At 56.8% G+C, this 26,296-nt stretch carries 31 protein-coding genes and 1 tRNA gene; 15 read left to right on the forward strand and 17 right to left on the reverse strand.

Annotation, left to right across the window (positions count from 1 at the left end; translation table 11 throughout):
• Window positions 1-46: 46 nt before the first annotated feature.
• Complete coding sequence (locus BS627_RS04630; RefSeq protein WP_077982107.1) at window positions 47-1,780, forward strand: ABC transporter ATP-binding protein; 1,734 nt, start codon at window positions 47-49, stop codon at window positions 1,778-1,780.
• 23 nt (window positions 1,781-1,803) lie between these two features.
• Here the strand turns inward: BS627_RS04630 and BS627_RS04635 are convergent, their stop codons facing one another.
• Window positions 1,804-2,031 carry a hypothetical protein gene (locus tag BS627_RS04635; RefSeq protein WP_077982108.1) on the reverse strand — a complete coding sequence of 76 codons (228 nt, stop codon included), beginning with the start codon at window positions 2,029-2,031 and terminating at the stop codon, window positions 1,804-1,806.
• A 231-nt stretch (window positions 2,032-2,262) separates the two neighbouring features.
• Here BS627_RS04635 and BS627_RS04640 point away from each other — a divergent pair, with 231 nt between their 5' ends.
• A complete protein-coding gene (locus BS627_RS04640) occupies window positions 2,263-3,588 on the forward strand; it encodes an Nramp family divalent metal transporter (protein ID WP_165691129.1) in 1,326 nt (441 codons plus the stop codon).
• A 59-nt stretch (window positions 3,589-3,647) separates the two neighbouring features.
• Here BS627_RS04640 and BS627_RS04645 read toward each other — a convergent pair whose 3' ends face one another.
• The 6 genes from BS627_RS04645 to BS627_RS04670 all read right to left on the reverse strand — a co-directional run bounded on the left by BS627_RS04645 (window position 3,648) and on the right by BS627_RS04670 (window position 12,303).
• Entirely contained in the window at window positions 3,648-4,265 is a 618-nt protein-coding gene (locus BS627_RS04645) for a hypothetical protein (RefSeq protein ID WP_077982110.1), read from the reverse strand.
• Complete coding sequence (locus BS627_RS04650; RefSeq protein ID WP_077982111.1) at window positions 4,262-5,185, reverse strand: hypothetical protein; 924 nt, start codon at window positions 5,183-5,185, stop codon at window positions 4,262-4,264. Before BS627_RS04650 ends, BS627_RS04645 begins: the two co-directional genes overlap by 4 nt.
• A 105-nt stretch (window positions 5,186-5,290) precedes the next feature.
• Complete coding sequence (locus BS627_RS04655; protein WP_077982112.1) at window positions 5,291-9,109, reverse strand: vitamin B12-dependent ribonucleotide reductase; 3,819 nt, start codon at window positions 9,107-9,109, stop codon at window positions 5,291-5,293.
• Between the two features lie 665 nt (window positions 9,110-9,774).
• Window positions 9,775-10,272: a xanthine phosphoribosyltransferase gene (gene gpt / locus BS627_RS04660; protein ID WP_060724333.1), complete on the reverse strand. Its 498-nt coding sequence runs from the start codon at window positions 10,270-10,272 to the stop codon at window positions 9,775-9,777.
• 291 nt (window positions 10,273-10,563) lie between these two features.
• A complete protein-coding gene (locus BS627_RS04665) occupies window positions 10,564-11,409 on the reverse strand; it encodes a universal stress protein (RefSeq protein ID WP_077982893.1) in 846 nt (281 codons plus the stop codon).
• Window positions 11,410-11,511: 102 nt separating this feature from the next.
• A complete protein-coding gene (locus tag BS627_RS04670) occupies window positions 11,512-12,303 on the reverse strand; it encodes a competence/damage-inducible protein A (RefSeq protein WP_077982894.1) in 792 nt (263 codons plus the stop codon).
• Between the two features lie 278 nt (window positions 12,304-12,581).
• Here BS627_RS04670 and wrbA point away from each other — a divergent pair, with 278 nt between their 5' ends.
• Together wrbA and BS627_RS23860 are read left to right on the forward strand one after the other, a co-directional pair.
• The gene (gene wrbA / locus BS627_RS04675; RefSeq protein WP_003509751.1) at window positions 12,582-13,181 is read left to right on the forward strand and encodes an NAD(P)H:quinone oxidoreductase type IV; all 600 of its coding nucleotides are present in this window, start codon (window positions 12,582-12,584) and stop codon (window positions 13,179-13,181) included.
• A 257-nt stretch (window positions 13,182-13,438) separates the two neighbouring features.
• Window positions 13,439-13,669, forward strand: a complete 231-nt coding sequence (locus BS627_RS23860) for a hypothetical protein (RefSeq protein WP_089153213.1) — start codon at window positions 13,439-13,441, stop codon at window positions 13,667-13,669.
• Window positions 13,670-13,693: 24 nt separating this feature from the next.
• On the opposite strand, the gene BS627_RS04680 is transcribed toward BS627_RS23860, so the two are convergent.
• The gene (locus BS627_RS04680) at window positions 13,694-13,939 is read right to left on the reverse strand and encodes a DUF982 domain-containing protein (RefSeq protein ID WP_003523370.1); all 246 of its coding nucleotides are present in this window, start codon (window positions 13,937-13,939) and stop codon (window positions 13,694-13,696) included.
• Window positions 13,940-14,033: 94 nt separating this feature from the next.
• Window positions 14,034-14,339 carry a hypothetical protein gene (locus BS627_RS04685; protein WP_077982113.1) on the reverse strand — a complete coding sequence of 102 codons (306 nt, stop codon included), beginning with the start codon at window positions 14,337-14,339 and terminating at the stop codon, window positions 14,034-14,036.
• Window positions 14,340-15,049: 710 nt separating this feature from the next.
• Between BS627_RS04685 and BS627_RS04690 the strand changes: the two genes are divergently transcribed.
• The 4 genes from BS627_RS04690 to BS627_RS04705 all read left to right on the forward strand — a co-directional run bounded on the left by BS627_RS04690 (window position 15,050) and on the right by BS627_RS04705 (window position 16,364).
• Entirely contained in the window at window positions 15,050-15,202 is a 153-nt protein-coding gene (locus tag BS627_RS04690) for a DUF3309 family protein (protein WP_003495626.1), read from the forward strand.
• Window positions 15,203-15,441: 239 nt separating this feature from the next.
• A tRNA-Cys gene (locus BS627_RS04695) sits at window positions 15,442-15,515 on the forward strand.
• Between the two features lie 147 nt (window positions 15,516-15,662).
• On the forward strand, window positions 15,663-15,869 hold the full coding sequence (locus tag BS627_RS04700; protein ID WP_131829403.1) for a hypothetical protein: 207 nt from the start codon (window positions 15,663-15,665) through the stop codon (window positions 15,867-15,869).
• A 45-nt stretch (window positions 15,870-15,914) separates the two neighbouring features.
• Window positions 15,915-16,364, forward strand: coding sequence for a hypothetical protein (locus BS627_RS04705; RefSeq protein ID WP_131829404.1), 450 nt, complete (start codon window positions 15,915-15,917; stop codon window positions 16,362-16,364).
• Here the strand turns inward: BS627_RS04705 and BS627_RS24105 are convergent.
• The 3 genes from BS627_RS24105 to BS627_RS04720 are packed head-to-tail and all read right to left on the reverse strand — an operon-like array spanning window position 16,359 to window position 17,394.
• Entirely contained in the window at window positions 16,359-16,685 is a 327-nt protein-coding gene (locus BS627_RS24105) for a hypothetical protein (RefSeq protein WP_193600480.1), read from the reverse strand. The two genes, BS627_RS04705 and BS627_RS24105, sit on opposite strands and share 6 nt — an antisense overlap.
• Window positions 16,682-16,894: a hypothetical protein gene (locus BS627_RS04715; protein WP_077982117.1), complete on the reverse strand. Its 213-nt coding sequence runs from the start codon at window positions 16,892-16,894 to the stop codon at window positions 16,682-16,684. The genes BS627_RS24105 and BS627_RS04715 overlap by 4 nt, the downstream gene beginning before the upstream one ends.
• Window positions 16,891-17,394 (reverse strand): hypothetical protein, encoded by a 504-nt coding sequence (locus BS627_RS04720; protein WP_131829405.1) that lies wholly within the window; start codon window positions 17,392-17,394, stop codon window positions 16,891-16,893. Before BS627_RS04720 ends, BS627_RS04715 begins: the two co-directional genes overlap by 4 nt.
• Before the next feature lie 127 nt (window positions 17,395-17,521).
• Between BS627_RS04720 and BS627_RS04725 the strand changes: the two genes are divergently transcribed.
• The 5 genes from BS627_RS04725 to BS627_RS04745 all read left to right on the forward strand — a co-directional run bounded on the left by BS627_RS04725 (window position 17,522) and on the right by BS627_RS04745 (window position 20,256).
• Window positions 17,522-17,764: a helix-turn-helix domain-containing protein gene (locus BS627_RS04725; RefSeq protein ID WP_077982119.1), complete on the forward strand. Its 243-nt coding sequence runs from the start codon at window positions 17,522-17,524 to the stop codon at window positions 17,762-17,764.
• On the forward strand, window positions 17,761-18,198 hold the full coding sequence (locus BS627_RS04730) for a hypothetical protein (protein ID WP_077982120.1): 438 nt from the start codon (window positions 17,761-17,763) through the stop codon (window positions 18,196-18,198). The genes BS627_RS04725 and BS627_RS04730 overlap by 4 nt, the downstream gene beginning before the upstream one ends.
• 115 nt (window positions 18,199-18,313) lie before the next feature.
• On the forward strand, window positions 18,314-18,556 hold the full coding sequence (locus BS627_RS04735; RefSeq protein WP_245307009.1) for a hypothetical protein: 243 nt from the start codon (window positions 18,314-18,316) through the stop codon (window positions 18,554-18,556).
• A gap of 138 nt (window positions 18,557-18,694) precedes the next feature.
• The gene (locus BS627_RS04740) at window positions 18,695-19,672 is read left to right on the forward strand and encodes a site-specific integrase (protein WP_077982122.1); all 978 of its coding nucleotides are present in this window, start codon (window positions 18,695-18,697) and stop codon (window positions 19,670-19,672) included.
• Window positions 19,669-20,256, forward strand: coding sequence for a hypothetical protein (locus tag BS627_RS04745; RefSeq protein ID WP_077982123.1), 588 nt, complete (start codon window positions 19,669-19,671; stop codon window positions 20,254-20,256). The genes BS627_RS04740 and BS627_RS04745 overlap by 4 nt, the downstream gene beginning before the upstream one ends.
• Before the next feature lie 567 nt (window positions 20,257-20,823).
• Here the strand turns inward: BS627_RS04745 and BS627_RS04755 are convergent.
• Window positions 20,824-21,348, reverse strand: a complete 525-nt coding sequence (locus tag BS627_RS04755) for a hypothetical protein (RefSeq protein ID WP_077982124.1) — start codon at window positions 21,346-21,348, stop codon at window positions 20,824-20,826.
• A gap of 45 nt (window positions 21,349-21,393) precedes the next feature.
• A complete protein-coding gene (locus BS627_RS04760; protein ID WP_077982125.1) occupies window positions 21,394-22,446 on the reverse strand; it encodes a type I restriction endonuclease in 1,053 nt (350 codons plus the stop codon).
• Between the two features lie 266 nt (window positions 22,447-22,712).
• Here BS627_RS04760 and BS627_RS04765 point away from each other — a divergent pair, with 266 nt between their 5' ends.
• Window positions 22,713-23,396 (forward strand): hypothetical protein, encoded by a 684-nt coding sequence (locus tag BS627_RS04765; protein WP_245307011.1) that lies wholly within the window; start codon window positions 22,713-22,715, stop codon window positions 23,394-23,396.
• A 141-nt stretch (window positions 23,397-23,537) separates the two neighbouring features.
• Here BS627_RS04765 and BS627_RS24460 read toward each other — a convergent pair whose 3' ends face one another.
• The gene (locus BS627_RS24460; RefSeq protein ID WP_165691130.1) at window positions 23,538-23,864 is read right to left on the reverse strand and encodes a hypothetical protein; all 327 of its coding nucleotides are present in this window, start codon (window positions 23,862-23,864) and stop codon (window positions 23,538-23,540) included.
• A 294-nt stretch (window positions 23,865-24,158) separates the two neighbouring features.
• Between BS627_RS24460 and BS627_RS04775 the strand changes: the two genes are divergently transcribed.
• Complete coding sequence (locus BS627_RS04775; RefSeq protein WP_131829406.1) at window positions 24,159-24,659, forward strand: hypothetical protein; 501 nt, start codon at window positions 24,159-24,161, stop codon at window positions 24,657-24,659.
• Between the two features lie 50 nt (window positions 24,660-24,709).
• On the opposite strand, the gene BS627_RS04780 is transcribed toward BS627_RS04775, so the two are convergent.
• On the reverse strand, window positions 24,710-25,516 hold the full coding sequence (locus BS627_RS04780) for a DUF2213 domain-containing protein (RefSeq protein WP_077982129.1): 807 nt from the start codon (window positions 25,514-25,516) through the stop codon (window positions 24,710-24,712).
• A gap of 99 nt (window positions 25,517-25,615) precedes the next feature.
• Window positions 25,616-26,290, reverse strand: coding sequence for a hypothetical protein (locus BS627_RS04785; RefSeq protein WP_131829407.1), 675 nt, complete (start codon window positions 26,288-26,290; stop codon window positions 25,616-25,618).
• Between the last annotated feature and the right edge of the window lie 6 nt (window positions 26,291-26,296).

Here is a 26,296-nt window from a genome sequence, read left to right on the forward strand (position 1 = left end):
TTTTTCTGCGGCATCACGTCGCCGCGCCCGATCGTCAGGTCATGCCATGCTCCGCCGTTTCTTCGCCTATTATCGCCCCTATCGCGGTCTGTTCATTCTCGATTTTTCCTGCGCGGTTTTGTCGGGCGTGCTCGAACTCGGTTTTCCGATGGCGGTGAAGGCCTTTGTGGATGTGCTGCTGCCGGGCGGTGAATGGGCCATCATCCTTGCCGCTTCGGTCGGGCTGCTGCTTATCTATGTGCTGAATACCGGGCTGATGGCGACCGTCACCTACTGGGGACACATGCTCGGCATCAATATCGAGACCGACATGCGGCGGCTGGCTTTCGATCATCTGCAGAAGCTTTCCTTCCGTTATTTCGACAACCAGAAGACCGGCCATCTGGTCGGGCGGCTGACCAAGGACCTCGAAGAGATCGGCGAGGTGGCCCACCACGGCCCCGAAGACCTTTTCATCGCCATCATGACCTTCATTGGCGCGTTCCTTTTGATGCTGTCGGTGAATGTGCCGCTGGCGCTCATCACCGCCGCCGTCGTGCCCGTTACCGCCTGGGTGACCAGCCGTTACGGCGGCCGCATGACGCAGAATTTTCGCGCGCTTTACGGCCGTGTTGGGGATTTCAATGCCCGTATCGAGGAAAATGTCGGCGGCATGCGGGTGGTGCAGGCCTTCGCCAATGAGGATCACGAGCGGACGCTGTTCGAGAAGGACAATCAGAAATACCGTCGCACCAAGCTCGACGCCTACAAGATCATGGCGGCCAGCACCTCGCTCAGCTATATGAGCATGCGCCTGACGCAGATGATCGTGATGATCTGCGGTGCATGGTTCGTGCTGACGGGCGATCTCACGGAAGGCGGCTTCGTCGGCTTCCTGCTGCTGGTGGGCGTGTTTTTCCGGCCGGTGGAAAAGATCAATTCGGTCATCGAGACCTATCCGAAGGGCATTGCCGGTTTCCGCCGCTTTACCGAACTTCTGGACACCGCGCCCGATATCGTCGATGCGCCCGATGCGGTGGAAGCGCCCTTGCTGCGCGGCGATATCGAATATCGCCATGTCGGTTTCGGTTATGCCGAGGGCAAGACGGTTCTTACCAATATCGACCTGAAGATCAGCGCCGGCGAGACTGTTGCCTTCGTCGGTCCTTCGGGGGCGGGCAAGACGACGCTGTGCTCGCTTTTGCCGCGCTTTTACGATGTGACGAGCGGTGCGATCACCATTGACGGCATCGATATCAGAAAGATGAAGCTCGCCTCGCTGCGCAACCAGATCGGCATCGTGCAGCAGGATGTTTTCCTGTTCGGCGGTACGATCCGCGAGAATATCGAATATGGACGGCTTGGCGCTTCGGATGCGGAGATCATGGAGGCGGCGCGGCGCGCCCGTCTTGATGGTGTCATCGAGGCCATGTCGCTCGGGCTTGACACCGTTATCGGCGAACGCGGCGTCAAACTGTCCGGTGGGCAGAAACAGCGTCTCGCCATTGCCCGCATGTTCCTCAAGAACCCGCCGATCCTCATTCTCGACGAGGCCACCTCGGCGCTCGACACGGAAACCGAGCGCGCCATCCAGCAATCGCTGACCGAGCTTGCCAAGGGCCGCACCACGCTCGTCATCGCCCACCGGCTGGCGACAATCCGCGATGCCTCGCGCATTGTGGTGGTGGACCAGAGCGGTATTGCCGAAACCGGCGCGCATGCCGAACTCTTGGCTGCCAAGGGCCATTATAGCCGTCTGCATGAGGCGCAGTTCAGCGGGCATCTTGCTGGCCTCAGCTGAGTCCGGTGCGGTTGCGCCGCCGCTTACCCGCCGTTCTCTGCCGCCTGCTCCTCCACGATGCCGGGGTTTGGCTCCGGCTTGCCGGGGTGGCTTGTGACGAGATAACCCATGGCAACCGCGGCGGCGACAATGAACAGCAGCACGATTCCGCTGATCGTCATCATCCAGTCGCGTGGTTTCCTGTTCGCCATAATATATTTCGGCCACCGGCTTGGATGGTTCACCAGACTGAATTTGTGGCCCTGTCGCATAAATTTCCCCCGGTGTTGGAGTGCTTCCTCAAAGACCAACGCAGGCGGGTGCGCAGCTGTTCCGAAATCCACAGGGCAGGCAGATGACAAGGCTGTGAGGCGCAAGCCCGACACGCGCCTGCGGCGTCGTGTGCCGATATCCGGCCGCAAAACGCCCCTTGCCAGTCGCTGCCGCTTATGCGAATGATTTGCAATTGCATCAATTTATTCTCCCATTTGAAAGCGCATAAGATGGACAAGCCTGTCTTTGGATGGCGACGGAACGGCGACGATCTCTCGTTGTCCGACGTTCACTCCTCGATCCGCATCAAACCGAATGCCGGGACGTTTCGGCGCGCCATGGCCTTTTTCGGCCCCGGCTATCTTGTCGCGGTCGGTTATATGGATCCCGGCAACTGGGCGACGTCGCTCGCCGGTGGTTCGAAATTCGGCTACACGCTGCTGACGGTGGCGCTGATGTCGAACATCATGGCCGTTGTCCTTCAGTCGCTCTGTGCCCGTCTTGCGATCGGTTCCGGGCGCGATCTGGCGCAGGCCTGTCGCGATGCCTATCCGAAACCTGTGGCGATGGTGCTGTGGCTGCTGGCCGAAATCGCCATCATCGCGACCGATATTGCCGAGGTCATCGGTACGGCGATCGGTCTCAACCTGATTTTCGGCATTCCGCTGGAGCTGGGCGTCCTCATCACCGCGCTTGATGTCTTCCTGATCCTTTACCTGCAAAGGCTTGGCTTCCGCTGGGTGGAAGCGCTTGTCATCACGCTGCTCGGCGTCATCGCGGTGTGTTTCGCCATCCAGCTGGCGTTGGCCGATCCAGACTGGGGCCAGGTGATCCGCGGTTTTGCGCCGACGACCGACATCGTGACCAACCCCGACATGCTCTATCTGGCGCTCGGCATTCTCGGCGCGACTGTCATGCCGCACAATCTCTACCTGCATTCCGGCATCGTGCAGACCCGCGAAATCGGCAAAACAATTGCGCAGAAACGCGAGGCGTTGAAATTCGCCACGCTCGATTCCACCATCGCGCTGACATTCGCCCTCGTCATCAATGCCGCGATCCTCATTCTCGCGGCGGCGACCTTCAACAAGGCGGGGCAGACCAATGTCGCCGAACTTGGAGAGGCGCATAATCTGCTCGCACCGCTGCTCGGCCTTGCCATTGCGCCGACGCTGTTCGGCGTGGCGCTTTTATGCTGCGGTATCAATTCCACCGTCACGGCAACGCTTGCGGGCCAGATCGTGATGGAGGGTTTCCTCAAGATGCGGCTCGCCCCCTGGCTGCGCCGCCTCATCACCCGCGCCATCGCCATCATCCCCGCCGCCGGCGTCACCATTCTCTATGGCGACAGCGGCACGGGCGAACTGTTGATCCTGACGCAGGTGGTCTTAAGCCTGCAACTCTCCTTTGCCGTCTTCCCGCTCGTGATGTTCACCGCCGACCGGACGAAGATGGGCGAATTGCGTTCGCCACTCTGGCTCTCGGCCTTTGCATGGTTGATCGCACTGGTGATTGCGGCGCTGAATGTGAAGCTGCTGGTGGATTTTATGGGGTGAGGTTGAAAGCGGGCATCGCGGCAACGTGTCTCTAATTCACGTCTTCTGAATGTGTGCACTTATAGTATACGTACTTTAGGTGAATCTTTGGAGTCTGGACCACCCTCAAGTTCCGGTTCAAACCGGTGGATTCGGTCTGACAAATAGTATAGTGAGAAAAAAGTAACGGATATCAAATTAAATAAAATAAAGAGAATTATGTATAGTGATATCCATGGAAATATGTTTCCTATCTTAACTTCCGTTACTGTGACCTCTTTTATTATCGATATCGGCTTTTTAAGGTATGTCGAGAAGAGGCTTACCGTAAAAAGCAATATGCTCGTAAATGCAAGGTACCCAAATTGTAGAGATAGGAATTGACGCCTTGTCGGATTGTTAGTTGTACTTTTGCCTAGGATTTTGATTTTGTCGCCCGGCATTTCTCTGTCGAGTGAAGCTATGGGAAATGCGGACACCGCGGTTAAGGCGGCAATGTAAAACCCTGCAAGCGCACCTAATAGAGGAACCAGCAATGAAAGAAGGCCGTCAGAACTGAGAAGGCCGGTTGATGGATAGTAAAAGAAACGCAGCAAAAATATGGCCGTAGCGGCTGCCAGCGGCATTATGAAGTCAATAAGCAATTTTGTTGGGTGCCATACCCTTAGATAGAGAAGCGGCCCTACTAAATTTTTCATTTGATATACTTCAACATAGCTGAATGAAGTTCAGACTGTATTTTTTCTGAACATTGTGGCAACGGTGTGCTAACACCTATTCTCTCTACGCGCCCAAACAATACGTCTCCAACATCGGCACGGGCAGTGCCAAGTGCAACAGTTTTTGTTTGCTTGTTCGCGTTCACCCATCGAACACGCATATCGTAGTATTTCTTGTTGTTCGCGAATATCTTTATTTTATTTAATAAGTCAGTGGCCATATTTCCTGTTGGGCGACCAGATATTTTTATAACTGTCGTGGTTTTTTTCTCCTGAAGTCCCGCAATTTGGTCGAAGCCACCAGTGGCTTCGTACTTTGTCACCTCGACTTCAGTTAAATATCCGCCTGATGACAGAGACTTACTCAATTGCTCACTCTGTTTTACAACGAGAGTTGGAACAGGCCATGTTTTCTGTTCATTCTTATTCTGGTTTTGAAATTTATAGGAACTAGCGTTTTTGAACGCGCTTCGCAGGAATGGCTCAAGCAAAGTCCGACCAATGCCAGGAACGTCTTCTAGTATCGCAGGATATAGCCCGTTTATGGCATTGGCTTTAAGCCCGAACATTAGGTGAGCGGAGATAGCGACGCCTTCTCCATCTAATTTGGGTTCGGATCGAAGTGTTCCTTTTTCCAAGTTAGCGAAAACTGGATCGGCCCCCCTTTTGTCAGCGTATGTTATGAGCAACGTTGCAGTATTGGTTTGAAAATCAACGTTGATGTCATTCAGCCTCACAGCCGCTTGCTCATTGTCTATGAGTTTTACGAAACCCTCTTTTCGGTTTTCATCTTCCAGTGATCTCAGGATTCCGTCGAGGGGGATATCTTTTATGCCCTCGTGATGCGGCTTCAAAATTGTATCGAAAAAAAGGATATTTCTAACTGAAGCTTCAAGCATCTATACAGCATCCTGAAATTGCATATTTCTTCATTATTGCCATAGGGTTGCGTCCATTCAAACAAAAAAGGGCCGCGACGCGGCCCTTTCCAAATGTTTTTTTAGTTAAGAGCAACCGCTCGTCGCACCACAAGTATCGCACTTCTCGCAAGTGCCGTTCCGCACCATTGTGAAGTTCTGGCATTCCGAGCACATGTTGCCCGTGTAGCCCTGTGCAATCGAGCGCATGCGGCGTTCGTTTTCGACCTTCTTGGCCTCCGTCTTGGCCGAGGCAGCGTCTGCGGCGGCCTTGTCGGAGAAGAGGGCGGTGGCGGTCTGCTGGGCTTCCTGGACGACCTCGTCGATCACTTCTTCGGCGATTTCTTCGGCCAGTTCCTTGGCGCGCTCTTCATAGTCCCGCTTGAAGGAGACGATTTCGGAGGTTGCGATGGAGACCGTTGGTTCCAGCTTGCGGGCGGCGGAGCCTGCAAAGGAGGTGACGTTGGCCGAGGCGCGGGCAGGGGTTGCCGTTGCCGAACCCTTGGGTTCGGAGGCGGCGCGTTCGCCCTCGTTGCTGGAAACCAGCGTCGGCTTGTAACCGCGTGTCCAGCCGGTGGAGAGCAGGTTGGTCTTGCCTTCCTGGATGCCCTTGCCGAGTGCCGTGTTGGAGAAGTCAGACGTATCGACATGAGCGAGGTCGTGACGGCCGAGATAGGAGACGGCGAGTTCGCGGAACACGTAGTCGAGGATCGAGGTGGCGTTCTTGATCGCGTCATTGCCCTGCACCATGCCGGCCGGTTCGAACTTGGTGAAGGTGAATGCCTCCACATATTCTTCCAGCGGCACGCCATATTGCAGGCCGAGCGAAATGGCGATGGCGAAGTTGTTCATCATCGCACGGAAAGCCGCGCCTTCCTTGTGCATATCGATGAAGATTTCGCCGATGCGGCCGTCACCGAATTCACCGGTGCGCAGATAGACCTTGTGACCGCCCACAGTTGCCTTCTGGGTGTAACCCTGACGGCGGTTCGGCAGCTTTTCACGCTCGCGCGAGACACGCTCGATGACCCGTTCGACGATCTTTTCGGTGATCGTCACGGCCTGCTGTGCGGCGGGCTGCTGGATCAGCTCTTCGATCAGGTCTTCTTCGTCCTCGTCTTCCACCAGCGAAGCATTGAGCGGCTGGGAAAGCTTGGAGCCATCGCGGTAAAGGGCGTTGGCCTTCAGCGCCAGCTTCCAGGACAGCATGTAGGCTGCGCCGCAATCTTCCACCGTCGCATCGTTCGGCATGTTGATCGTCTTGGAGATCGCGCCGGAGATGAAGGGCTGAGCCGCCGCCATCATGCGGATATGCGATTCGACCGAGAGGTAACGTTTGCCGATCTTGCCGCAGGGGTTGGCGCAATCGAAGACGGGCAGGTGCTCGTTCTTGAGGAACGGTGCGCCTTCCAGCGTCATCGCGCCGCAGACGTGCACGTTCGCCGCTTCGATGTCCTTTTTGCCGAAGCCGAGGTGCTCGAGCAGGTTGAAGCTCATGTCGGAGAGCTGCTCGTCGGAAACTTTCAGCGTTTCCTTGAGGAAGTCGGCGCCGAGCGTCCACTGGTTGAAGACGAATTTGATGTCGAAGGCGCTCTTCAGCGCGCCGTTGACGGCTTCGATCTTCTCATCGGTGAAGCCCTTGGCCTTCAGCGTCGAGGGGTTGATGGCCGGCGCCTGGTTGAGATTGCCATGGCCGACGGCATAGGCCTCGATCTCGGCGATCTGGCTTTCGGAATAACCGAGCGAACGCAGCGCCTCCGGAACAGCCCGGTTGATGATCTTGAAGTAACCGCCACCGGCGAGCTTCTTGAATTTCACCAGCGCGAAGTCCGGCTCGATACCGGTCGTGTCGCAATCCATGACGAGGCCGATCGTGCCTGTTGGCGCGATAACGGTCGTCTGGGCGTTGCGATAGCCGTGCTTTTCGCCAAGTTCCAGCGCCTTGTCCCAGGCGGCTGTCGCGTGGGTGATCAGGTCCTGATCCGTGCAATCGGCATGAATAAGCGCGACCGGATTGACCGACAGGCCCTCATAACCATCCGACAGGCCATGGGCGGCGCGGCGGTGGTTGCGGATGACGCGCAGCATGTTGTCGCGGTTCGGCGCAAAGCTCGGGAACGGGCCAAGCTCGCCGGCCATTTCAGCCGAGGTTGCGTAGGAAACGCCGGTCATGATGGCGGTCAGTGCACCGGCAATGGCGCGGCCTTCGTCGCTGTCATAGGGAATGCCGGAGGACATCAAGAGACCGCCGATATTGGCGTAACCGAGGCCGAGCGTCCGGTATTCATAGGAGCGTTCGGCAATCTGGCGCGACGGGAACTGCGCCATCATGACCGAGACTTCGAGAACGACGGTCCACAGGCGAACGGCATGTTCGTAATCGGCGATGTCGATGCGCTTCGTCTTGGCATCCTTGAACTGCAGCAGGTTCAGCGAGGCAAGGTTGCAGGCCGTGTCGTCAAGGAACATATATTCCGAGCACGGATTGGAAGCGCGGATCGGGCCTTCGGCCGGCGAGGTGTGCCAGTCGTTCATGGTGGTGTTGAAGTGCAGGCCCGGATCGGCGGATGCCCAGGCGGCGTGGGAAATTTTTTCCCAGAGATCGCGGGCCTTCAGCGTCTTCATGACCTTGCCGTCCTTGCGGGCGGTCAGGTTCCAGTCACCGTCATTTTCGACAGCGCGCAGGAAGTCATCCTTCAGCGAGACGGAGTTGTTGGAGTTCTGGCCTGATACCGTGAGGTAGGCTTCCGAATCCCAGTCCGTGTCATAGGTCTTGAACTGGATGTCCTTGTAACCCTGCTCGGCGAACTGAATGACGCGCTTGACGTAGTTTTCCGGCACCATGTCCTTCTTGGCAGCGCGGATTTCGCGCTTCAGGGCAGGGTTCTTGGCCGGGTCGAAGCAATCGCCATTGTCGGCCTCGCAGTTGACGCAGGCCTTCATGATCGCCTTCAGGTGCTTGGCGACGATCTTGGAACCGGTGACGAGAGCGGCAACCTTCTGCTCCTCGTTCACCTTCCAGTCGATATAGGCTTCGATATCGGGATGGTCGGCATCAACGACCACCATCTTGGCCGCACGACGGGTCGTGCCGCCGGACTTGATGGCGCCGGCTGCGCGGTCGCCGATCTTGAGAAAGCTCATCAGGCCGGAGGATTTGCCGCCGCCGGAAAGCTTTTCGCCTTCGCCGCGCAGATAGGAGAAGTTGGAGCCGGTGCCGGAGCCGTATTTGAACAGGCGCGCTTCACGCACCCACAGGTCCATGATGCCGCCTTCATTAACGAGGTCGTCCTCAACGGACTGGATGAAGCAGGCATGCGGCTGCGGATGTTCGTAAGCGGATTTGGACTTGGTCAGCTTGCCCGTGAAGGGGTCGACATAGAAGTGGCCCTGGCCGGGGCCATCGATACCATAGGCCCAGTGCAGGCCGGTGTTGAACCATTGTGGGGAGTTCGGGGCAACACGCTGGGTTGCGAGCATATAGGCAAGCTCGTCGCGGAAGGCCAGCGCATCTTCTTCGGACGAGAAATATTTGCCCTTCCAGCCCCAATAGGCCCAGGTGCCGGCCAGACGGTCGAAAACCTGGCGCGCATCGGTCTCGGAGCCGAAACGTTCGGCTTCCGGCACGTCCTTCAGCGCCTTTTCATCGGCAACGGAGCGCCACAGGAAGGAAGGAACGTCGTTTTCCTCGACCTTCTTCAGGAACTTCGGCACGCCGGCCTTGCGGAAATATTTCTGCGCCAGAACGTCGGTCGCAACCTGGCTGAACTGCGCGGGAACGTCGATGTCCGCCAGACGGAACACGATGGATCCATCCGGGTTCTTGATTTCACTGACGGCCTTGCGGAAGTCGATCTCCGCATAAGGCGATTGGCCGGGCTTCGTGAAGCGGCGTTCAATGCGCATGGGTTTGTGTCCTCGTCCATTGGGCGCCCGGTGAAGGGCGCAAAAATCCGTTCCAGCCGTGCGATGCCTTCGCGCAGCCGGGTTTTGCCGATCTGATAGAGATGCTCATCCTTGGATGTCATCCCTGTATCTCGTGTTTAAGATGGCTGCAAGCCTACTATATATAGTATTAACACATTCTTGCTGCCAGTCCCCGCCTCATGTTTTTGGCGGTTCCACAAGGCGCAGAAAAACCACCGGCGAGCCGCCCCTTCATGGCCGGGACGCCGTTTGGACATGCGCGCTGAAGATGGAGAAGAACCGGCCTCGTTACTTTCCGGTCCGTTGCCGCCGCAACATAAGTGTCACTTTCCTCTCGCGGCACAGATTCGTCAAGCCATAGATTGAAACCCATTTTTAACCACAAGATATTGTGTGGAGTGCCTGTGGAAAACGGGGATAGGAAAAGCTAGTAGAAAAATCAGTGACTTGGCGGGAAGGTTTGAAGCTTGCGCGAGGCTGGTTTCCGCAACGGAAAGGTAAAACCCTGCATTTCCGGGGTGAGGCATAATGGCGACACTGCGGTTTTTCCGTGTTTTCCGCAGCTTTCAAAAAAGACGTTTCTCCACAAAAAACCGCCCACGAAGGGGCGGCTTTTCATGTGCGATTTTGAATGAGGGCAGCAATCAGCCGCGCGATCCCTTGGCGATCGGCTCCTGATAGGTGAAGCCCATGTCCCAGGGAAAATAAATCCAGGTGTCCTGGCTCACTTCAGTGACGAAAGTGTCAATGGTCGGCACGCCCTTCGGCTTGGCGTAAACGCAGGCAAAATGCGCCTTCGGCAACATTTCGCGTACTTCCAGCGCCGTCTTGCCGGTGTCGGTCAGATCGTCGACAACAAGCACGCCTTCGCCGGCGTCGCTCGTCAGCTCGGGGGCCACGCCCTTCAGGAGAACCGTGTCGCCCTGGTTGACATAGTCATGACGGGTGGCGATGCAGACCGTGTCGATCATGCGGATGTTGAGCTCGCGCGAAATGATCGCCGCCGGAACGAGGCCGCCGCGGGTGATGCAGACGATTGCCCGGAACTCTTTGTCGAGACCGGCAAGACGCCAGGCAAGCGCACGGGCGTCGCGGTGGAACTGGTCCCAGGAAACGGGAAAGGCTTTATCGGGAAGGGACATGTCGTCTACCATCTGGTCAAAATTGTCGATGGCTTTGGCTAATAGCCGCAAGACCGGCAAAAAGGCAAGAGTTCCGCAAAAAGGTGAGTGCGGGAGATTGCGGCTTGGTTCTTCTCCCCACGGGGGAGAAGGTGGCCCGAAGGGCCGGATGAAGGGGCAACGGTAGAGATATGCGGAGGGCTTGCCCCCTCATCCCGCTGCCGCGGACTTCTCCCCGGCGGGGAGAAGAACCAAGCGGCAATCGCCCGCTTCATGTCGGATGTTGAGGGGGTATCCGCGCCCCATCCATTTTCAACGCGACAGCAGCGTCATCGCCGTCATGGAATCGAGCAGTGTACGGGTGACGCCGCCAAACAGCAGTTCCCACCAGCGGGAATGGCCGTAAGCACCCATGACCAGAAGGTCGATGCTGTTATCCGATAGACGGTTTTCGATAGCCGCCTGTGGTGAGATGCCGGCGATCTTTTCCTGCGAGGTGACCGTGACGTTGACACCGTGGCGGGCAAGCGTGGCGGCGAGTTCCGCACCGGCAAGGCCTGATGACTGCGTTTCGCTTTCCGCCTGATCAACGGAGAAAATTTCGACGCTGTCGGCCGCTTTGAGGAAGGGCAGGGCGTCGAAGGTGGCGCGGGTCGCCTCGCGCGAGCCGTTCCAGGCAATCAGGACGCGCTTGATCGGTTTGGCAACGGTCAGCACATGCGGCACGAGGAGAACGGGGCGGCCGCTTTCATAAAGGAAACCGTCAATATCCGAGCGGCTGTCCGATAGCGCCGAGGAACTGCTCTGGCGCGCGATAATGAGGTCGGCGCAGCGGGCGCTGTCGATGGCGGAGGCGGAAGCGTAACCGACCGAGGTGACGAAGCTGCGCCATTCATGCGAGATGCCGTTGGCCGACAGCGTGCGCTCGAAAAGCGCGCCGACATCGGTGGTTTCCTTGTGCGCTACGTCCTGCAGCGCCTGCACGGTGGCGGGGTCGGGAATTTCCATCGGCGCGACCAGCGGAACGGCCGCCAGCGTTTCCATGTGAAGGCCGATCACATGCGAGGAAAACTGGTCGGCAAGGCTCACCACGAATTCGCCGAGCTTCTGTGTGTTCGAAACATTGTCGACCACTGCCAGTATCGTCTTGTAACCCATTTTCTCTCTCCTCGGTGACATCTGGTTGCTGTGCGCAGAATGGCCGTCTTTGCCGATGGCCACCTTGATTTTGGTCAACTCGACGCCTTTGAAATTTCTCCCTCAGGCGGTTGCATCGCCCTTGCTTGCGGCCAGCTGTTTTTCCTGGCCGATCGCTTCGATCATGGCGGCAACCGCGTCTGCTGCTGCCTTCAATACGCCAGCGTCGCGGGCGCGCACGACGATTTCGGTTGAGAAGCGCTGCCCGTCATATTTCGGATAGGAGCCGATGCTGGTTTCGGGATGGGCCTTTTGGATGGCTGTCAGCGGCGTGCCGATATCGCCTTCGCCATAGGGCGAGCGCACCGCCTGCGACATGACCTTGGCGCCGGTGCGCAGGGTTGGCATGACATTGTCCAGCATGGCCTGAAACACCTGCGGCACGCCGGCCATGACATAGACATTGCCGATGACAAAGCCGGGAGCGACGGAAACGGGATTGGCGATATGGGCCGCACCTCTCGGCATGCGCGCCATGCGCTTCCTCGCCTCGGTGAACTCCATCTCGCGGACGCGATACATATCACCCAGCAGGCGCAGCGCCTCGGTATCGTGCTCGCAGGGCAGGCCGAACGCCGCAGAGACCGCATCTGCCGTGATGTCGTCATGGGTCGGGCCGATGCCGCCCGAGGTGAAGACATAATCATAGCGGCTGCGCAGTGCGTTCAGTGCTTCCACGATCGCTTCCTCCTCGTCGGAGACGATGCGTACTTCCTTCAGGTCGATGCCGGACATGGTGAGGACATCCGCGAGGTGGCCGATATTCTTGTCTTTGGTGCGGCCCGAAAGCAGTTCGTCGCCAATGGCGAGCATGGCGGCGGTCACGACGGATTGAGCGGAGGAGGGATTGGACATGATTGCACTCGTCATCTGTTTCACCCGACGTTAACGCCGCGCCAGCGCGAATGCAAAGCGGTTTTGAAGAAACGCAGAAGGGGGATTGGTTGACGATGACTCGGAGCGTTCACTCATCGTGAACAGTGCGTATGCCAATCCCCGGCTGGCGGCAGACCGATCCGTCCGCTACCTTTTTGTCATACGCTTTTTACAGGTCAAAGCCGATGATCATCGAGTTTTTAAAGAAGCTTGTCGCCGGTACGCCGGAAACAGTTCCAGCAAAGGAAACGAAGAGAATGACGAAGGTTCTGGTACTTTATTACTCCTCTTACGGCCATATCGAGAAAATGGCTTATGCGGTTGCCGAGGGCGTGAAGTCCACCGGCGCGGAAGCCGTGGTGAAGCGCGTTCCCGAACTCGTTCCGGAAGAAGTTGCAAAGTCCTCCCATTTCAAGCTGGATCAGCCGGCCCCGGTGGCGACGGTGGACGAACTGGCGGATTACGACGCCATCATCGTCGGCGCCGGCACACGTTTTGGCACGGTCGCCTCGCAGATGCGCAATTTCTGGGACCAGACAGGCGGCCTGTGGTTCAGTGGCAAGCTGGTCGGCAAGGTCGGCTCGGCCTTCACGTCGTCCGCCACCCAGCATGGTGGCCAGGAATCCACCATTCTCGGCTTTATCCCTACCTTCCTGCACCACGGCATGGCCGTTGTCGGCCTGCCCTATGCTTTCCAGGGCCAGATGGGCGTCGATGAAATCAAGGGCGGTTCGCCCTATGGCGCCTCCACCATCACCGATGGCGACGGTTCGCGCCAGCCTTCCGAAATCGAGCTGGAAGCCGCTCGTTATCAGGGTGCCCATGTCGCCAAGCTGGCGGCCAAGCTTTCTGCCTGATGGGATGATGTGTTGAAACAGAAATGCGGCCCAAAAGGCCGCATTTTTTATGCCGGAACGTCAAGTCGCCGGTTCTGTCGGAGACAGATTTTTGAGGTCGCTCAAATCGGTGGGTTGACCATGAAAAGGCAGCTTGCGACCACGAAGCCGATCATCGAGATTTCCAGAAAACCGTTCAATCCGTCACGCATTCCAACCATCCTCCTGTCGAGTGAAAAGAGAACGGGCAAAGCTTATCGCGGTTCCATAACGAAAGAATGAAATTCAGCAAATTCCCAAATCCAGCCTCTCCGCCGTCCGACGGAGGGCGTTTTCACGCTTCAGCCAGTGACGACGAAAGCGACCACGAGGTGGCCGAGAAGGCCGATCGCCAGGCAGGAGAGGAGAAAAATGAACAGGGCTTTTTTCATATTTCCGGAAGCTTCCATCTGTTGCGATCCATCGAACCTGTCTTTTTGAAAACGCAGCGCTTCTGGCGGCATTTATAGTCTGCGGCCCCAGTTATTTCGACGTCAGGCCTTGATATCGAGGCCCGCTTCGATTGCGGCTGCGATGAAGGCCTTGCGCGCATCCTCGGGCTTTTTCCGGCCTGCATCGACGGCGGCGCAGATCAGCAGCGCCTTGTCCAGCGCATCGCCGTCTTCTATCGGCCAGTCCTCGATCAGCGCCCAGGAGGCGGCCTGCGTGGTGTCGATGCTCGTGTAATCGCCCGGCGTTTCGAACGCGATCAGGACGGGTTTCTGCCAGCGCGTATTCATCGCCTATCCATCGTGGTTGTTGCGCCCGGCTCTAAACCAAGCGGTCAGGATGCGCAATCCCGTTGCGGATGCGTTTCTGCCGGTTACGGTGCGGTCAGTCGTCGCGCCCGAACAGCCATTCGCGGATGATGCGGCGGTCGATGAGTTCCAGCGAGCGGTCCGGCGCGATGCGGTAGGTTTCCACCGCTCTCGTGCTGCCGTCGATGCGGAACTCATGGGTGAAAGTGCTGCCGATTGGCGATTTCGTCAGTTTGGTTCGCGGCTGGCCCCTGTAGATGATGCTGCCGGGGATGGGTTCGACATAGGGCGCGGGGCCGAGATAGGCGGCCGGCCCGGCCGTGGTGCATCCGGCAAGCGCCAGTGCAAGCGCGATAGCGGCCGACGATACGAGCGTTTTCATCCTGTCCTCCCAAGTGCGTCTGTGAAAACGATGTCGAGGCGCGACGGTTCCCGGCGGCAGAGGGGCGGAGACGATTTTCCCGACTATTTGCTCTTCGGTTTCTGAATGTCGCGCGCGACCCAGCGAAAGAAAAAATAGACGAGGAGGCCAAAGATGAAAAGCGGGATGAGGTTCGCAAAACCGGACATGTGATGCTCGTTTCTCCCTCCCGGTCCGGGGTCTAGCCGGAGTGAAACCGGCAATGCAAGCGAAAGGCAGGAGATAGCCGGTAAAATATCCGTGTGCCTGCGAAGGTGAAGGGGATATGAGGGGCTGTTGGGAGGGGCGGGAGAGATCCGGCGCACTGCCAGTGATGCCGGATCTCTCCGTCTCCCGCCAGTTTCAGGGGACGGGTGACTGGCATTAATATGACGGACAACCGTCAATAGACATAGGCCGAGAAATCACCTCGGATAAATCGCTGCTTTGGTCATCCCGGTGAAGGCCGGCCCGCCACAGCTCCTGAGGGCTTTTGTGGCGACCTAACTTGGCGGAGAATTATTTCCCGAGACGGAGCGGCAAGGCAGCATTTCAGAATTTCCGGTGTAACCCGTTGAAACTGAAGAGGATGCGTTTCCACCCTTATGCTGCCGGCTATAGAGAGAAGGGAACTTTTTGCGCGTTTCATCATTCAAACATGCAGGACATATGCCAATAGTGGAGGGTTACACATGCTCGGCACCATCCTCGTCATCCTTCTCATTCTTTTTCTCATCGGCGCACTGCCAAGCTGGGGTTACCATAATTATGGCTACGGCCCGTCAGGCGGTCTCGGACTGGTTCTGGTCATCGTCCTGATCCTGGTTCTGCTTGGGCGAATCTGACCTTCCGGCACAGCAAATGCAGCATCGCCCGCAACGGCGCAAACGCGCCGGGTGCGGGCTTTGTTTGTTCCGAAATATGCAGCGGATACGAAAAGCTTCATAATCTTAAGCGCTTAGGAGTTCGGCTGCTGTGGTGTGCCGGTCCGGCCCGAAAAAACACCACATTCGGAACGAACCCTCTTGCGCCCATAATGGATTCGTTCTAAATGCCCGCCATCGCTTGATTGATGAGCGTGTGAGGCCTCGTGGCGGAGTGGTGACGCAGAGGACTGCAAATCCTTGTACCCCGGTTCAATTCCGGGCGAGGCCTCCAAAAATTTCACCTTATAAAACAAGCGCTTGCAGTCGAAACTTCAATTTTTTTGTAGGGTTTCGTGTCGCGGTGTGTTGCGACCCGTTTCCCCGTGATTGCGGGCGCTTCCTTCTAGTCACGGCGAATCCATGCAACATGAGTTGCGACATGGAGAACCGCGTTATGAGAGACAGAAGTGAAATATTTCACTGGAATAAGGCGGCGATTCGCCTGGCCGCCGACATAGCGAAAGAGAAGGGCGTTATCGTCAAACTCAATCGCGACGGATCAATTCACGTCACACCTTTACAAGACGATGCTGTGGAGGAGATGCGCACTTTCATTGCATCTCAAGCGTTGCCTGAGGCGTGGTGACTGTTCAGCGGACGAATACCTGATTGAAGCGGTATGGATGTTGGAATGACAACCAAGGCGTTGGTGACGAAATCAGAGCTTCTGAGGATGGCCAAAATTGCGAAGCAGTGTGGCGTTATCGTAGAGCAAGAGTACAAGGGCGTGATCGTTCGCGTTGCGCCAATCGACGCTGGAAGCGTAAAGCCGGCGAAGACGGAGCCTCGCTGGGCACCGGCTGAAGATGCGCCGCCGCCGCCCATACAACCTCCACTGAACAGGTACGAGGAAGCGGTGATGAAGACTCTCGCAGCAATCGGACCGAACGCAAAACTGCGCTACACCCAGCTACGGTCATTTGGGCCAGCGACGGAAGAAAAACTCTTGGCGCGCGGATACATAGATGTAATTCGACCAGCCGGGGGAAGGTTGAAGGACGAGGTCGTTTGCCTCACCGAAAAAGGTTTTGATGACTGGCAAAAGCACCGCGATCACATCAGCAGCCATCCTTACTTATAGGCTGGTGCCGTCATCCTGACACCCGCTCCGATCTCGCATCATCTTACTCGCGATGCTGTTGCCAGACCCATCGAATTTCAAATCACCGCTGTACGGCCGCCACTCGTCCTCAGAATGGCAGCAATCCTGCTCGTCGCCGTTCTGGTCAGTTTCTTCTGGTTCCCGCTCATCGTCATCTTCCCGGTCGCCCGCCGCCGGGTCACTGTCCGCCAAATAGGGTTCCATGTTCTCGTCACCGTCGAGAAGATCCAGCAGGGCAACAAGTTCCTCAATCTTGGCTTCCAAGCGAGCGCGAGTGAATTCGATCTCAGTCCGGTTCATGTTGCCTCCCTCCGACTTTCGGCTGCAGGGGCCACCATCGCGAACGCGGCGTTATCTGAATGCTGGATGTGAACGCGCCACGTCATGCCGTGGATCTTCTGCATCGCTTGCGCGAGCTCGGTCGCTAGGCGATCAACTTCGGAAATCAGATCCTTCCCGCCATCCAACTGGCGGGAAATGTCGGGGTGAATTGCCGCAGCGATCTTCATGCCTTTGCCCTCAGATCGAACACGCCGACCTTAGTCAGCATGACAGTGTGACCGGCCGAGGCGGAGGGCAGAACCACCGCTTGAAAAGCGCCGTTCTGATACCGGCTCAAGGCTTCGGAAAGCTCCCACGAGAGGCGCTCGACATGATCAACCGGCAATTCGTCGCGAGTTTCCCTCATAGGGAAGGAAGCAAACCCGTTAAACGAGGGCGGAATCGGAGGCATTACGTGAGCAGACCATTTCGCGTTGTCGCAGTCCGCGAGTGTGTCCGAAAGCTCTTTCATCAGACGGCGCGCCTTGGTCCACGGATGTTCCTCGGTGCCGGGAATGGTAAGCTTGGTGTAAACGCCGTGCTTGTTGGCGGTAACCTGGTCAATCATCAGATTGGGATTAGCACGGATGATTTTCCCAGCTTCTTCGAGGGTGGCGTCGAGCCGCTTCTTCGGGGATTGCGCTTCAGCGGGCATGGCTTCGCCAGCGGCCGGAATCGTATTCGGCATGATACATTTCCCTTTGTTTATGAGCATTTTCTGTTTATACGTAAACCATAACGGTTAACCAAGGTCAACAGTAAATGTTTACGTGTAAGCAAAAATTGTTTATATAGAGGCATGCCAAGAGGGACTGATGTTGAGAGCAAATCAAATCCGGGCCGCGCGAGCCCTGTTAAACTGGTCGCAATCGGAGCTTGTCGAGAAGTCGGGCTTATCGCTGACGACGATCCGTCGCATGGAGGACGATAAGATCGGGCCAGAAAGAAGTTCGGCTGGCAATGTCGCCACCGTGACGAGGATCATCGAAGACGCTGGCGTCACCTTCTTGAGCGACGGTGAAGTGGTCGAAGGTGGCCCAGGCGTGAGGATGTCATGAACGGACTTTGGCAAAACTCGATAGCTACCGTCGGCGTGGTTAGTGGCTTGCTTTCAATTATCGCCATGATTGCTCCTTTCCCCGTTAGAGAGAGTAGAGTCGCGATCGGTCTATACGTGATTGTCGTCGCAATTCTGGCCACGTTTGCTACTCATTTCTCAAGCCGATTGACACGGATTGAGGAAGTTTCGCGGGTAGCGGATCAGATGGTGAAGGAAAGACAAGTGAACTACACCCATCGAGCATTTGTACTCGCCAGCTTGTCCTTTTTGGAGAAGAACAAGGATCTTTTTCCGGACACCTACGACCGAGCAAAAAAGCTCTGCGAAACGTTCCGATGCGGTGATCCCGAGGCCTCGTTGGAGATGATCGAACTGTCCTATACGATGGCGGGCATTGTCAGGGGACTTGGGACAATGTCGTCATCCAAGTAAGCGGTAGTGAGAAACCCGCTTGTCGCTACCAGTTGACCCCGGAGGTTATCTAATGGGCGTGCGTAGAACGCCGACGTTTCCGCCTGACACTTGGCCGCCGAGGATGATGGCCGACATGGCAGCTGCTTATTGTGGCGAGCGTCACGTCGAAGATTTTCTCGAGCGGGTAGGTACCTCTTATCCGCAGCCGCGAGTCATCGAGACTGCTCGGCGCAAGTTTTGGTATCGTGTCGATTTGGACCGAGCCATGAGCATCGGTGCTGCTGAATCTGGTCCTAGTATGGGAGCGATTTTCCGCGCGAAGATGCAGGAGAAGAAGCGTTCGGCGGCGAAAGCAAAGCTGAACGACGAGGTCTGACGCCATCTTTCAGGGTGTTCGCATGACACGAATACCTCTGCACGTGCATGACACACATACCTCGGGGCACCTGCACCATACAGGCACCCGAGCCCCAAAATGTGCCGGTGGGGCACGCTATGAAAAGGAGAGCATTGAATGTCCGCATTGACGTTGATCTCCTCACAGCCGGGAATAGAGGCTGTCTCCGATCTCTCTGTCTCCGATCTCTCTGACGCTGCGCTCGACTACGGCCGCGCTGCGCTATCCAGCAACACCATGCGGGCCTACAGAAGCGACTGGCAGGATTTTCAGGACTGGTGTGCGGCTCGCGACCGATCGCATCAGCCGGCCACCCCTGCGACCGTGGCCAACTATGCATCGTCTCTGGCCGAGGCTGGGAAGAAGGTGCCCACAATCGCCCGCAAGTTGGCCGCCATTCGCTTCTTTCACCGCGGCGCTGGCCTGGATAACCCGACCGATAATGCGGGCGTGGCGGCCATCCTGAAGGGCATACGCCGCACAGTGGGCACAGCGGCCCGCCAGAAGGCTCCAGCAACGGTTGACGTCATTCATGCCATGATGGCGCGGATCAACGCTGACAGCCTCCAGGGCAAGCGTGATAGGGCATTGCTGTTGCTTGGCTTCGCTGGCGCCTTCCGTCGATCGGAGCTTGTGGCTATCACTGTCGAGGATCTGACGTTCAGCGAAGAAGGCGTGGACGTGTTCTTGCCGAAATCGAAGACCGACCAGGAGGCGAAGGGCCAGTCGGTAGCCATCCTGAACGGCAAGGCTCTGAAACCCGCTGACAGGCTCAAGGAGTGGCTTCAGGCGGCGGGGATAAGCTCGGGCCCTATCTTCCGCCGCTTCAATCGGGGTGACCGCCTGACGGCCGAGACGCTGACGGATCAAGCCGTGGCGCTGATCGTGAAGAAATATGCCGACGCGGCCGGCCTCGATGTGGCGAGCCTATCCGGTCACTCGCTGCGCGCTGGCTTTGTTACCTCGGCGGCAGAGAACCGGGCGAGCATATCGCGCATCATGGAAGTGACCCGGCATCGCGACCCGCGCACCGTGGAAACCTATGTGCGCCGAGCGGACCGGTTCAAGGATCATGCGGGGGATGGGTTCCTATGAAGACGTTCACCTTTGATACAAACTGCTTGATTGCCCTGTCCGACGAAACCCGCTCTGAACATGGTGACGTTCTGAAGCTCGTGGAGGCCAGCAAGAAAGGCCTGATCAGCGTTGCCATGGTGGCGTCCAGCGCCGCAGAGCGGCAGTTGTCGGGCGAATACCTCGGCAACATCGCAGGATTCAAGCAGAGGATGGCCGATCTGAACTTAGACCACGTCGAGCTTCTGCGGCCAATCGGTACCTACGGCATGACATTCCATGATCATGCTATCTATCCAGATGATGCGCAGATGGCATTGCAAACGCAGATATTCGAGACCCTTTTTCCAACCACCCCAGCTAGTTGGCCGGATCATGCCGCTGATCTCGGCCAGAGCACCGAAGATACTGAAACACCAGCCGGCGTAAAGTGGCGGAACAAATTCCTCGACGCCCAAGGGATGTGGGGGCATATCAACTACGGTCGAGACGTCTTCGTCACGTCCGATGCAAACTTTGCCCGCCGCTTCAAGGCCCGCGAGGAGTTCAAGCGTGTCGTCATCGCGACCCCAAGCGAGGCCGTCGAGATGTTGACCACTGCATGAAAACCTTGGAGAAAACGTCCGGAACTCCGGACGAATTTCGCACTCCGCCAAACTCCAAATTTCTGCCATTTGCTGCCAATTGGCTGAGCCCATATGTTGACATTTGTTGACGGCTTGCTCGCGATAAGGGTGATTATCGATAGCAAGTTGGATCAAGATTCCGGAAGTTCCGCAGCCGTTGGCGGAACTATGGAGTACCAGTTGAACTGAAAGACGGCTTCTCTGTCTGCATTGAGGTCGGCAGAGAGTATTAAACCGGTGCCAGGCAATCCCGTTTTCTTGTTCACGACAAGAACGGTGAGGGGTGGGAGCCCGTTTTCGTCACACCAGTACATCAGGTGCCCGAGTTGCCTATCCAAAACGCCAGACCCCTTATAGCCTAGGCGGTCTGCGACCATCTGGTACGTTAGAATCTCTCGGCGATGGGCTGCGCCAATTAGAATTAGGTAGATTTGTACCGCTCTGGTTCTGGTCGTGGAATTGGTAGCAAAATACGAAATCGGCACTATCGAATCCTCTAGTTGTCCTGAGACGTCATGCGGGCCTAACTGCAAGAGGCCAGGGCGGTTAAAGCGAGCGCAGATCCTTCACGAGCCTTCTCCCAAGAACAGCTGTTTCTAACCACAGATCAATTTCGCCGCGTATTACGCGGGCTACGCCTTCTGGGCCCAGATCGTCATATGCCCCTACCTGCATATCGGCTACCGTTGTTCTAATACCAATCACACGGGTGTAGAACTTCGCAAGCGGGCCGGTGATTTGCCCAAGCGTGCCAATATTCCCCATGTTTGCTGTGAAAATCGGGAAAGGGTCTCTCGCTTGCTCTTGATCAGAAAGCCAGCCCTCCACTTTGGGGATCGTGCCTTCGGTAGCTTGCTTGAATAGCATTTCAGCGACCGGGACCCAGCCTCGGTGATCGACAATGTCTATGTAGGCCTCAATTTCAGCAGCTATGGCGAAAGCGATTGACTGGCGACGGTGGGTAATTTCATGGCGACGCTGAAGGTGTTGGCCGAACAACGCGGCGCCGGCACCGATCAAGGCACCAACAAAGCCAGTAACGGCAGGTAGCACCTGCAGCCAAACACTCATTACGTTCTCCAAGATTACGCGTGCCAGGTGGTGTCTGTCAGACCCTTAATCGATGTACTTCTTTGCCGTCGCTCTGAGCCTGTCAGAATGCTCATAGATTTGATCAAGGCTGTCGATGATGAGCCGCTCTTCCGCCTCACCATCGAAGAGGCCAATGTATTTGATCGATCGATTGAAGTGTAAGCGTGCCAGGGGCTTACGGTTATTGTTGTCGATCAATACGCCGCAATAGGATTTCTGGTCGCGCATGACCACGCGGGCAGGACTTATGGTATCTCGCACGATTGCTTTCACAATCATGTAGCCTTCCCGTTCTTCTTCCGTCGTGACGATTTCCGGCTCGTCTTCCACAGGAGCGTCGATCTTCTCGATGACTTCTTCCGTGTCCGCCAGGGCGCTGGAGAGCCTGCTCTTAACGGTGTCCATAATCACTTCGCGAAACGCGGTCCTAACCACGCCGGTAAGCATTTCTCGTACCTGAGCCGTCATCCGGCCCTCATAGACTCCAGCAGACACGATCCGCACAAATTCCTCGGAGGGCTCTTCAATCAGCTTGGAAATGACCTGCTTGATTCCCGAGGTGTATTTGAGACGCTCGGCCGTTGCGAGTATGGCATCCACGTCGAAGGCGGACTTCTCAAACTTCCTAAGCTCGGTGACGATGCCCGCATTGAAATCGGTCACATCGAAGACAAAGAAGGGACGGGTATCGAGTTTATTTGGCGCTTCCAGATCCGTGTAGAAATTGAAGGTTCGCCCGTTCGTCAAGATGGCGAATTTCGCATTCGTAACGCTAAAATAGCGGTACAGTTGATCGAGATGCTTTTTATCCAGAGCCACTGATATGGGTTTGCACTCGATCAGTATGCGCACCTCGTTGTCGATCTTGATCGCGTAATCGACCTTTTCACCCTTTTTGCCCACAGCATCCGCAGTGAACTCGGGAACAACTTCGGAGGGGTCGAAAACATCATAGCCAAGCGATCGCAAGAAAGGCAACACGACGGCGGTCTTGACCGCTTCCTCGGTGGCCATCGTGCTGGAATGCGATTTCACCCGCTCAGCGATTGCGCGCAAGCTTTCTTCGATCGTGCTCATGTGTTCCCCCTGCCGAGCCATAATCAAAGTAAAGTTGCTTAACAGATTGATTCCGTCAATCTGGCGTTGTCATCAATTTCACGACTTGCTTAACAAGGGCAGGGCTGACTGGTAGCGATAACGGTCATTCTCACGATGAAAAGCTGAAGCGCGTTGCGACGGCAATCGATCGCCTTGCAGCCGGTGAGACACCCGAACAGATCAAGGCCGGGCCGCGGCCTGAATACGATCCGACGCCGGCGGAGAAGGAAGCCATAGCTGAGTTTATGGAACTTCCGGAAGGCCTGCCGCAATACATTAAGGTGCCTGATCTGCCGCAGATGTTGAGGTTTCAGCACCCCCGGCAAGAGGTCGCGTTGGCGGTCGTCATGAAGGCTCTAGGGATCACCGATCAACGTCTATATACCTCGATGATCTCACAGATCACTAATGCGCTCTCGCGCGGGGAGGAAGCGGAAGTTGCTGAATTGAATGCTGCCATTGCTCTGGTGGCCGGCATCGAGCCCAGAGACCACCTTGAGGCAATGCTGGCCTTCCAAATGGCCACGGTGCATGTCCTGTCTCTCCGTCACACCAGATCGCTTGTCACCGCTGATCGCGTCGATCTCCTGGACCTGCATGAGCGTATCGTCAACAAGCTGATGCGGACATTCACAAGCCAGATGGAGGCCCTGCGAAAGCATCGCAATGGCGGCAATCAAAAGGTCGTTGTCGAGCACGTTTATGTTGGCGAAGGCGGTCAGGCGATCATCGGCAATGTCACCCACGGGGGGCGGGGTAGAAACAAAAAAGGTGCACAATCCCATGGACAAGAAGATTTATCCTTACCAGCTCGCGCCGCGGTGCTCGGCCATGTCGAAGCGGACAAAGTGCCAGTGCCAGGCGCCAGCGGAACGCGGGAAGATGGTTTGCCGGTTCCACGGAGCGCGCGCCGGAGCGCCAAAGGGTAGCAAGAACGGTGCATATAAGCATGGTCGGTTCACCTGCGAAATGATCGAAATCCGCAAGGAGATTGCCGAGATAGGGCGTCAGCATCGCGACATGATGGCGCTTCTTTCCGGTGGCGGCCGGTAGCACCTTATCAACACAATTCAACACACAAATTGATGTTGTTGCGCAAACCTATCATCATCTGTTATATATTCGCCAGCGACCACGGATGAACTGGCGCAAAGGATTGGCCGGCCTTCCGAGGTGACGGCCTTTCTTTTTGCCTGGAGCACCAGATGATTACCGAGATCGAGATTGAAGACGTTGGCATGCTTCGTCCCATGAACGCTTTCCAGCTTCACCGAGCCATGAGGATCAAGGATCGGGGCAATCGTGCTATCGCATTTGCAGCCTTCGGACTCGGCTTGAGTGTCCAGCAATTCAAGAAACTGCCTACACAAAAGCAGCGTGAAATCTGGGATGCTCATAGCCGCCTCATATCGCCCGCTTCAAGCGCGCCAAGGCGTGAGCGCAGTGAACATGCTTCCAACCCGCCAAAGCCATATACGAGACTGTCAGAGGCGCAGAAAGCCTACTACGGTAAACAGCTTATCGACATGAAGGCTTCGTTGCCTCGCGGTCATTTCGGTCCATGGCTACGTGAAAAGAGTGGGCTGACTGTTAGCCAAGCTCAACGGTATATGCGAATGGCGAGGTGAATCCCGTTGACAGGCACAACCTGTGATGATGAAAATTCAAGCTTGCGGCTTGGAGGGATATGCATGCGCAAATGGGTTCTATCAGCAGTGTTTTTCGTTTCGATCACTGCTCCTGCAATGGCGGGTTTTCAGCAATGGTCAGTGGACACAGAGGACGATCCTTTCTCTGGCGGTAAGCGTGTAACCGTCGATTTTATGAGCTCCCTTCGGTCGGGCGTGATCGTAATATGTGACACCGCCGAGAAGGGACTTATGTTCCGAGCAATACCTGGCTTCGCATTCGATACGCGGCTTCAGGGGCTTACTCCCGAGATAGAATTCGCGATCGACGGGGTAAGACTTCTTGGGCAGACCGGAGAGACAGGGGCAGTCGGGGATAACTTGGCCGCCGCCCAAGTGATGCTGACGAAAGAGAACGCAGAATCTCTCGTCGCAGCGTTCGCCACTGCCAAGAAGCAGATTGCGATTAAGGATGGCATCAGCGACAGACCGCATCTGTTGACTGCCAGAGGATCAACGAAAGCAGGTGCCTCGTTGCTCACTTGTATGAAATTGCAGAAGTGAAGCCGCAGCACCTTGAAGCTTCGAAGGATCGGTAGCGAGAAGACCAGTTATCAATACCGATCGCGGTGCCAGGAGCCGTTCAGATCGGCCACCATCTGGTCGTAAGCCGCCATGGACTTTGCCTCGTCGTCGGTAACCTTCGGGGTGCCTACATCCGCGCCGTCGAGGATGGCGAAATACCTTTCCGCCGGCATTCCAGAGGTCACCACGCCGCGCACGCCATCATAGAGCGGCAGGGCTGCAGCCTGGTCGAGCGGCATGCCTTTCACGCTGTCTTTCATCGTTTGGCGTTCGGCATCGGTCATCGCCTGAGGTTCCTTCCGGTTGGCACCGTCACCAATGCGCAGTTCAGAGCCGCCACGCGCGGCCGGGACAACGGCGATATGGTTGCTGCGGATACCGCGCTGAATCGCGTCGTAGGCCTCGCCAGAGGGCGATACGCCAGCCGTCCAGTCGAGATCACAGGTGTAGCCCATGGAGAGCTCTCTGGTGCCGTCCTCGATCTCTCTGATAGTGCCGGCGTCGGCCAGCAGCATGGACACGCGGACAAACTCGCCATCGCGCGCCACTTCGCCGTCGCTCCAGCCCTTTGCCACGTCTTTCCAGTTGTTGGCCGACACAGCCTGATTAGGATGCCCCAGCGTCACCGGACGGTGAGCGAAGCTCTGCATCGTGTCGCTGCTAAAAACCTCGTCAGCGGGCCGGAAAACGCGAACCACGGGCATCTCCGGCTTGCCCACCTCTGAGCCCGCGTAAAGCTGCACATTGTTCGCCCGGGCGACCTTGGCATTGACCGTGAGATATCCGTCGCGAGTGCGGTGCTGGCCGTCGATCGTCAATTTGTCCTGAAGGTGCATGTTCAGTTCCTTTCAAGTTGAGCGGTGGCGGGAAGCCCTCGGGCGGAGACAACCCATCTTCCCGCCACCTCATGCCGACGGTTACCAGTCGCGGGCATATCAATTCTCCGGTGGTTGTTTGTGGGCGTCACGAAGGCGTTGGACAGAATCCTGATAGGCCTTTTCGGCCGCATCCTTCGGATCATTCCGCCTGATGCCATCGGCCATCACGACCGCAAACGGATCGGTGTTTACGCGCGCTGCGAGGAGGTCAAAGCGCTCATCGATGTAGGCTTCAGTCTTGCCATCCACAGCGCCGTCACCGCATCGGCGGCGAACGACTTCCCGTTTCACATCGAGCGCGCTCGCGAAATTGTCAGCGTCAAAAGCGGGGTAGATTTTTTTGGCGATGTCTTTCGTGTCGACAAGGGCAAGCGCGCGACGATGAATTTCACCATCCTGATCCTGCAGCTTCGCCTTCTTGCTTTCGATTTCGCGATTGATTGCGGCGATCTGGGCGTCTTTCTGCGCGATATCAGCGATATGTCGTTTCCGGGCGTCCTCGATCTCAGCTTCGATAAGCGCTGCCTCGTCTTCCATAGCCTTGACGAAATATGCCACGTCAGCGTCAGTGAGCAGCTTCAGCGGCTCTTCCTTTCGGTCGGCCACCGGCTGGCGGTGCCCACGCTGGAGAGCGGCCCAATCCTTGACGAACTCGGCAACCTTTGCCTCAACGCCATCGCTCAGACCGACGCGCTGATGAGTGCCATCTTCTTTCTTGCGGTTGAAAAGCATTATGCG

It is taken from the genome of Agrobacterium salinitolerans (genome assembly GCF_002008225.1).
Taxonomy (GTDB): Bacteria; Pseudomonadota; Alphaproteobacteria; order Rhizobiales; family Rhizobiaceae; genus Agrobacterium; species Agrobacterium salinitolerans.

What these genes read in the sequence shown, in the direction of transcription:
- BS627_RS04740 (WP_077982122.1), top strand. Translation starts at nt 18,695, where the DNA reads ATGTCCGCATTGACGTTGATCTCCTCACAGCCGGGAATAGAGGCTGTC.
- BS627_RS04630 (WP_077982107.1), top strand. Translation starts at nt 47, where the DNA reads ATGCTCCGCCGTTTCTTCGCCTATTATCGCCCCTATCGCGGTCTGTTC.
- gpt (WP_060724333.1), bottom strand. Translation starts at nt 10,272, where the DNA reads ATGTCCCTTCCCGATAAAGCCTTTCCCGTTTCCTGGGACCAGTTCCAC.
- BS627_RS04645 (WP_077982110.1), bottom strand. Translation starts at nt 4,265, where the DNA reads ATGAAAAATTTAGTAGGGCCGCTTCTCTATCTAAGGGTATGGCACCCA.
- BS627_RS04765 (WP_245307011.1), top strand. Translation starts at nt 22,713, where the DNA reads ATGGAACTTCCGGAAGGCCTGCCGCAATACATTAAGGTGCCTGATCTG.
- BS627_RS04635 (WP_077982108.1), bottom strand. Translation starts at nt 2,031, where the DNA reads ATGCGACAGGGCCACAAATTCAGTCTGGTGAACCATCCAAGCCGGTGG.
- BS627_RS04705 (WP_131829404.1), top strand. Translation starts at nt 15,915, where the DNA reads ATGACAACCAAGGCGTTGGTGACGAAATCAGAGCTTCTGAGGATGGCC.
- BS627_RS04775 (WP_131829406.1), top strand. Translation starts at nt 24,159, where the DNA reads ATGCGCAAATGGGTTCTATCAGCAGTGTTTTTCGTTTCGATCACTGCT.
- BS627_RS23860 (WP_089153213.1), top strand. Translation starts at nt 13,439, where the DNA reads ATGAAATTCAGCAAATTCCCAAATCCAGCCTCTCCGCCGTCCGACGGA.
- wrbA (WP_003509751.1), top strand. Translation starts at nt 12,582, where the DNA reads ATGACGAAGGTTCTGGTACTTTATTACTCCTCTTACGGCCATATCGAG.
- BS627_RS24105 (WP_193600480.1), bottom strand. Translation starts at nt 16,685, where the DNA reads ATGAACCGGACTGAGATCGAATTCACTCGCGCTCGCTTGGAAGCCAAG.
- BS627_RS04720 (WP_131829405.1), bottom strand. Translation starts at nt 17,394, where the DNA reads ATGCCGAATACGATTCCGGCCGCTGGCGAAGCCATGCCCGCTGAAGCG.
- BS627_RS04785 (WP_131829407.1), bottom strand. Translation starts at nt 26,290, where the DNA reads ATGCTTTTCAACCGCAAGAAAGAAGATGGCACTCATCAGCGCGTCGGT.
- BS627_RS04745 (WP_077982123.1), top strand. Translation starts at nt 19,669, where the DNA reads ATGAAGACGTTCACCTTTGATACAAACTGCTTGATTGCCCTGTCCGAC.
- BS627_RS04690 (WP_003495626.1), top strand. Translation starts at nt 15,050, where the DNA reads ATGCTCGGCACCATCCTCGTCATCCTTCTCATTCTTTTTCTCATCGGC.
- BS627_RS04760 (WP_077982125.1), bottom strand. Translation starts at nt 22,446, where the DNA reads ATGAGCACGATCGAAGAAAGCTTGCGCGCAATCGCTGAGCGGGTGAAA.
- BS627_RS04650 (WP_077982111.1), bottom strand. Translation starts at nt 5,185, where the DNA reads ATGCTTGAAGCTTCAGTTAGAAATATCCTTTTTTTCGATACAATTTTG.
- BS627_RS04655 (WP_077982112.1), bottom strand. Translation starts at nt 9,109, where the DNA reads ATGCGCATTGAACGCCGCTTCACGAAGCCCGGCCAATCGCCTTATGCG.
- BS627_RS04665 (WP_077982893.1), bottom strand. Translation starts at nt 11,409, where the DNA reads ATGGGTTACAAGACGATACTGGCAGTGGTCGACAATGTTTCGAACACA.
- BS627_RS04640 (WP_165691129.1), top strand. Translation starts at nt 2,263, where the DNA reads ATGGACAAGCCTGTCTTTGGATGGCGACGGAACGGCGACGATCTCTCG.
- BS627_RS04780 (WP_077982129.1), bottom strand. Translation starts at nt 25,516, where the DNA reads ATGCACCTTCAGGACAAATTGACGATCGACGGCCAGCACCGCACTCGC.
- BS627_RS04755 (WP_077982124.1), bottom strand. Translation starts at nt 21,348, where the DNA reads ATGAGTGTTTGGCTGCAGGTGCTACCTGCCGTTACTGGCTTTGTTGGT.
- BS627_RS04685 (WP_077982113.1), bottom strand. Translation starts at nt 14,339, where the DNA reads ATGAAAACGCTCGTATCGTCGGCCGCTATCGCGCTTGCACTGGCGCTT.
- BS627_RS04700 (WP_131829403.1), top strand. Translation starts at nt 15,663, where the DNA reads ATGGAGAACCGCGTTATGAGAGACAGAAGTGAAATATTTCACTGGAAT.
- BS627_RS04725 (WP_077982119.1), top strand. Translation starts at nt 17,522, where the DNA reads ATGTTGAGAGCAAATCAAATCCGGGCCGCGCGAGCCCTGTTAAACTGG.
- BS627_RS04680 (WP_003523370.1), bottom strand. Translation starts at nt 13,939, where the DNA reads ATGAATACGCGCTGGCAGAAACCCGTCCTGATCGCGTTCGAAACGCCG.
- BS627_RS04715 (WP_077982117.1), bottom strand. Translation starts at nt 16,894, where the DNA reads ATGAAGATCGCTGCGGCAATTCACCCCGACATTTCCCGCCAGTTGGAT.
- BS627_RS04670 (WP_077982894.1), bottom strand. Translation starts at nt 12,303, where the DNA reads ATGTCCAATCCCTCCTCCGCTCAATCCGTCGTGACCGCCGCCATGCTC.
- BS627_RS04730 (WP_077982120.1), top strand. Translation starts at nt 17,761, where the DNA reads ATGAACGGACTTTGGCAAAACTCGATAGCTACCGTCGGCGTGGTTAGT.
- BS627_RS04735 (WP_245307009.1), top strand. Translation starts at nt 18,314, where the DNA reads ATGGCAGCTGCTTATTGTGGCGAGCGTCACGTCGAAGATTTTCTCGAG.
- BS627_RS24460 (WP_165691130.1), bottom strand. Translation starts at nt 23,864, where the DNA reads ATGAGCATCCCAGATTTCACGCTGCTTTTGTGTAGGCAGTTTCTTGAA.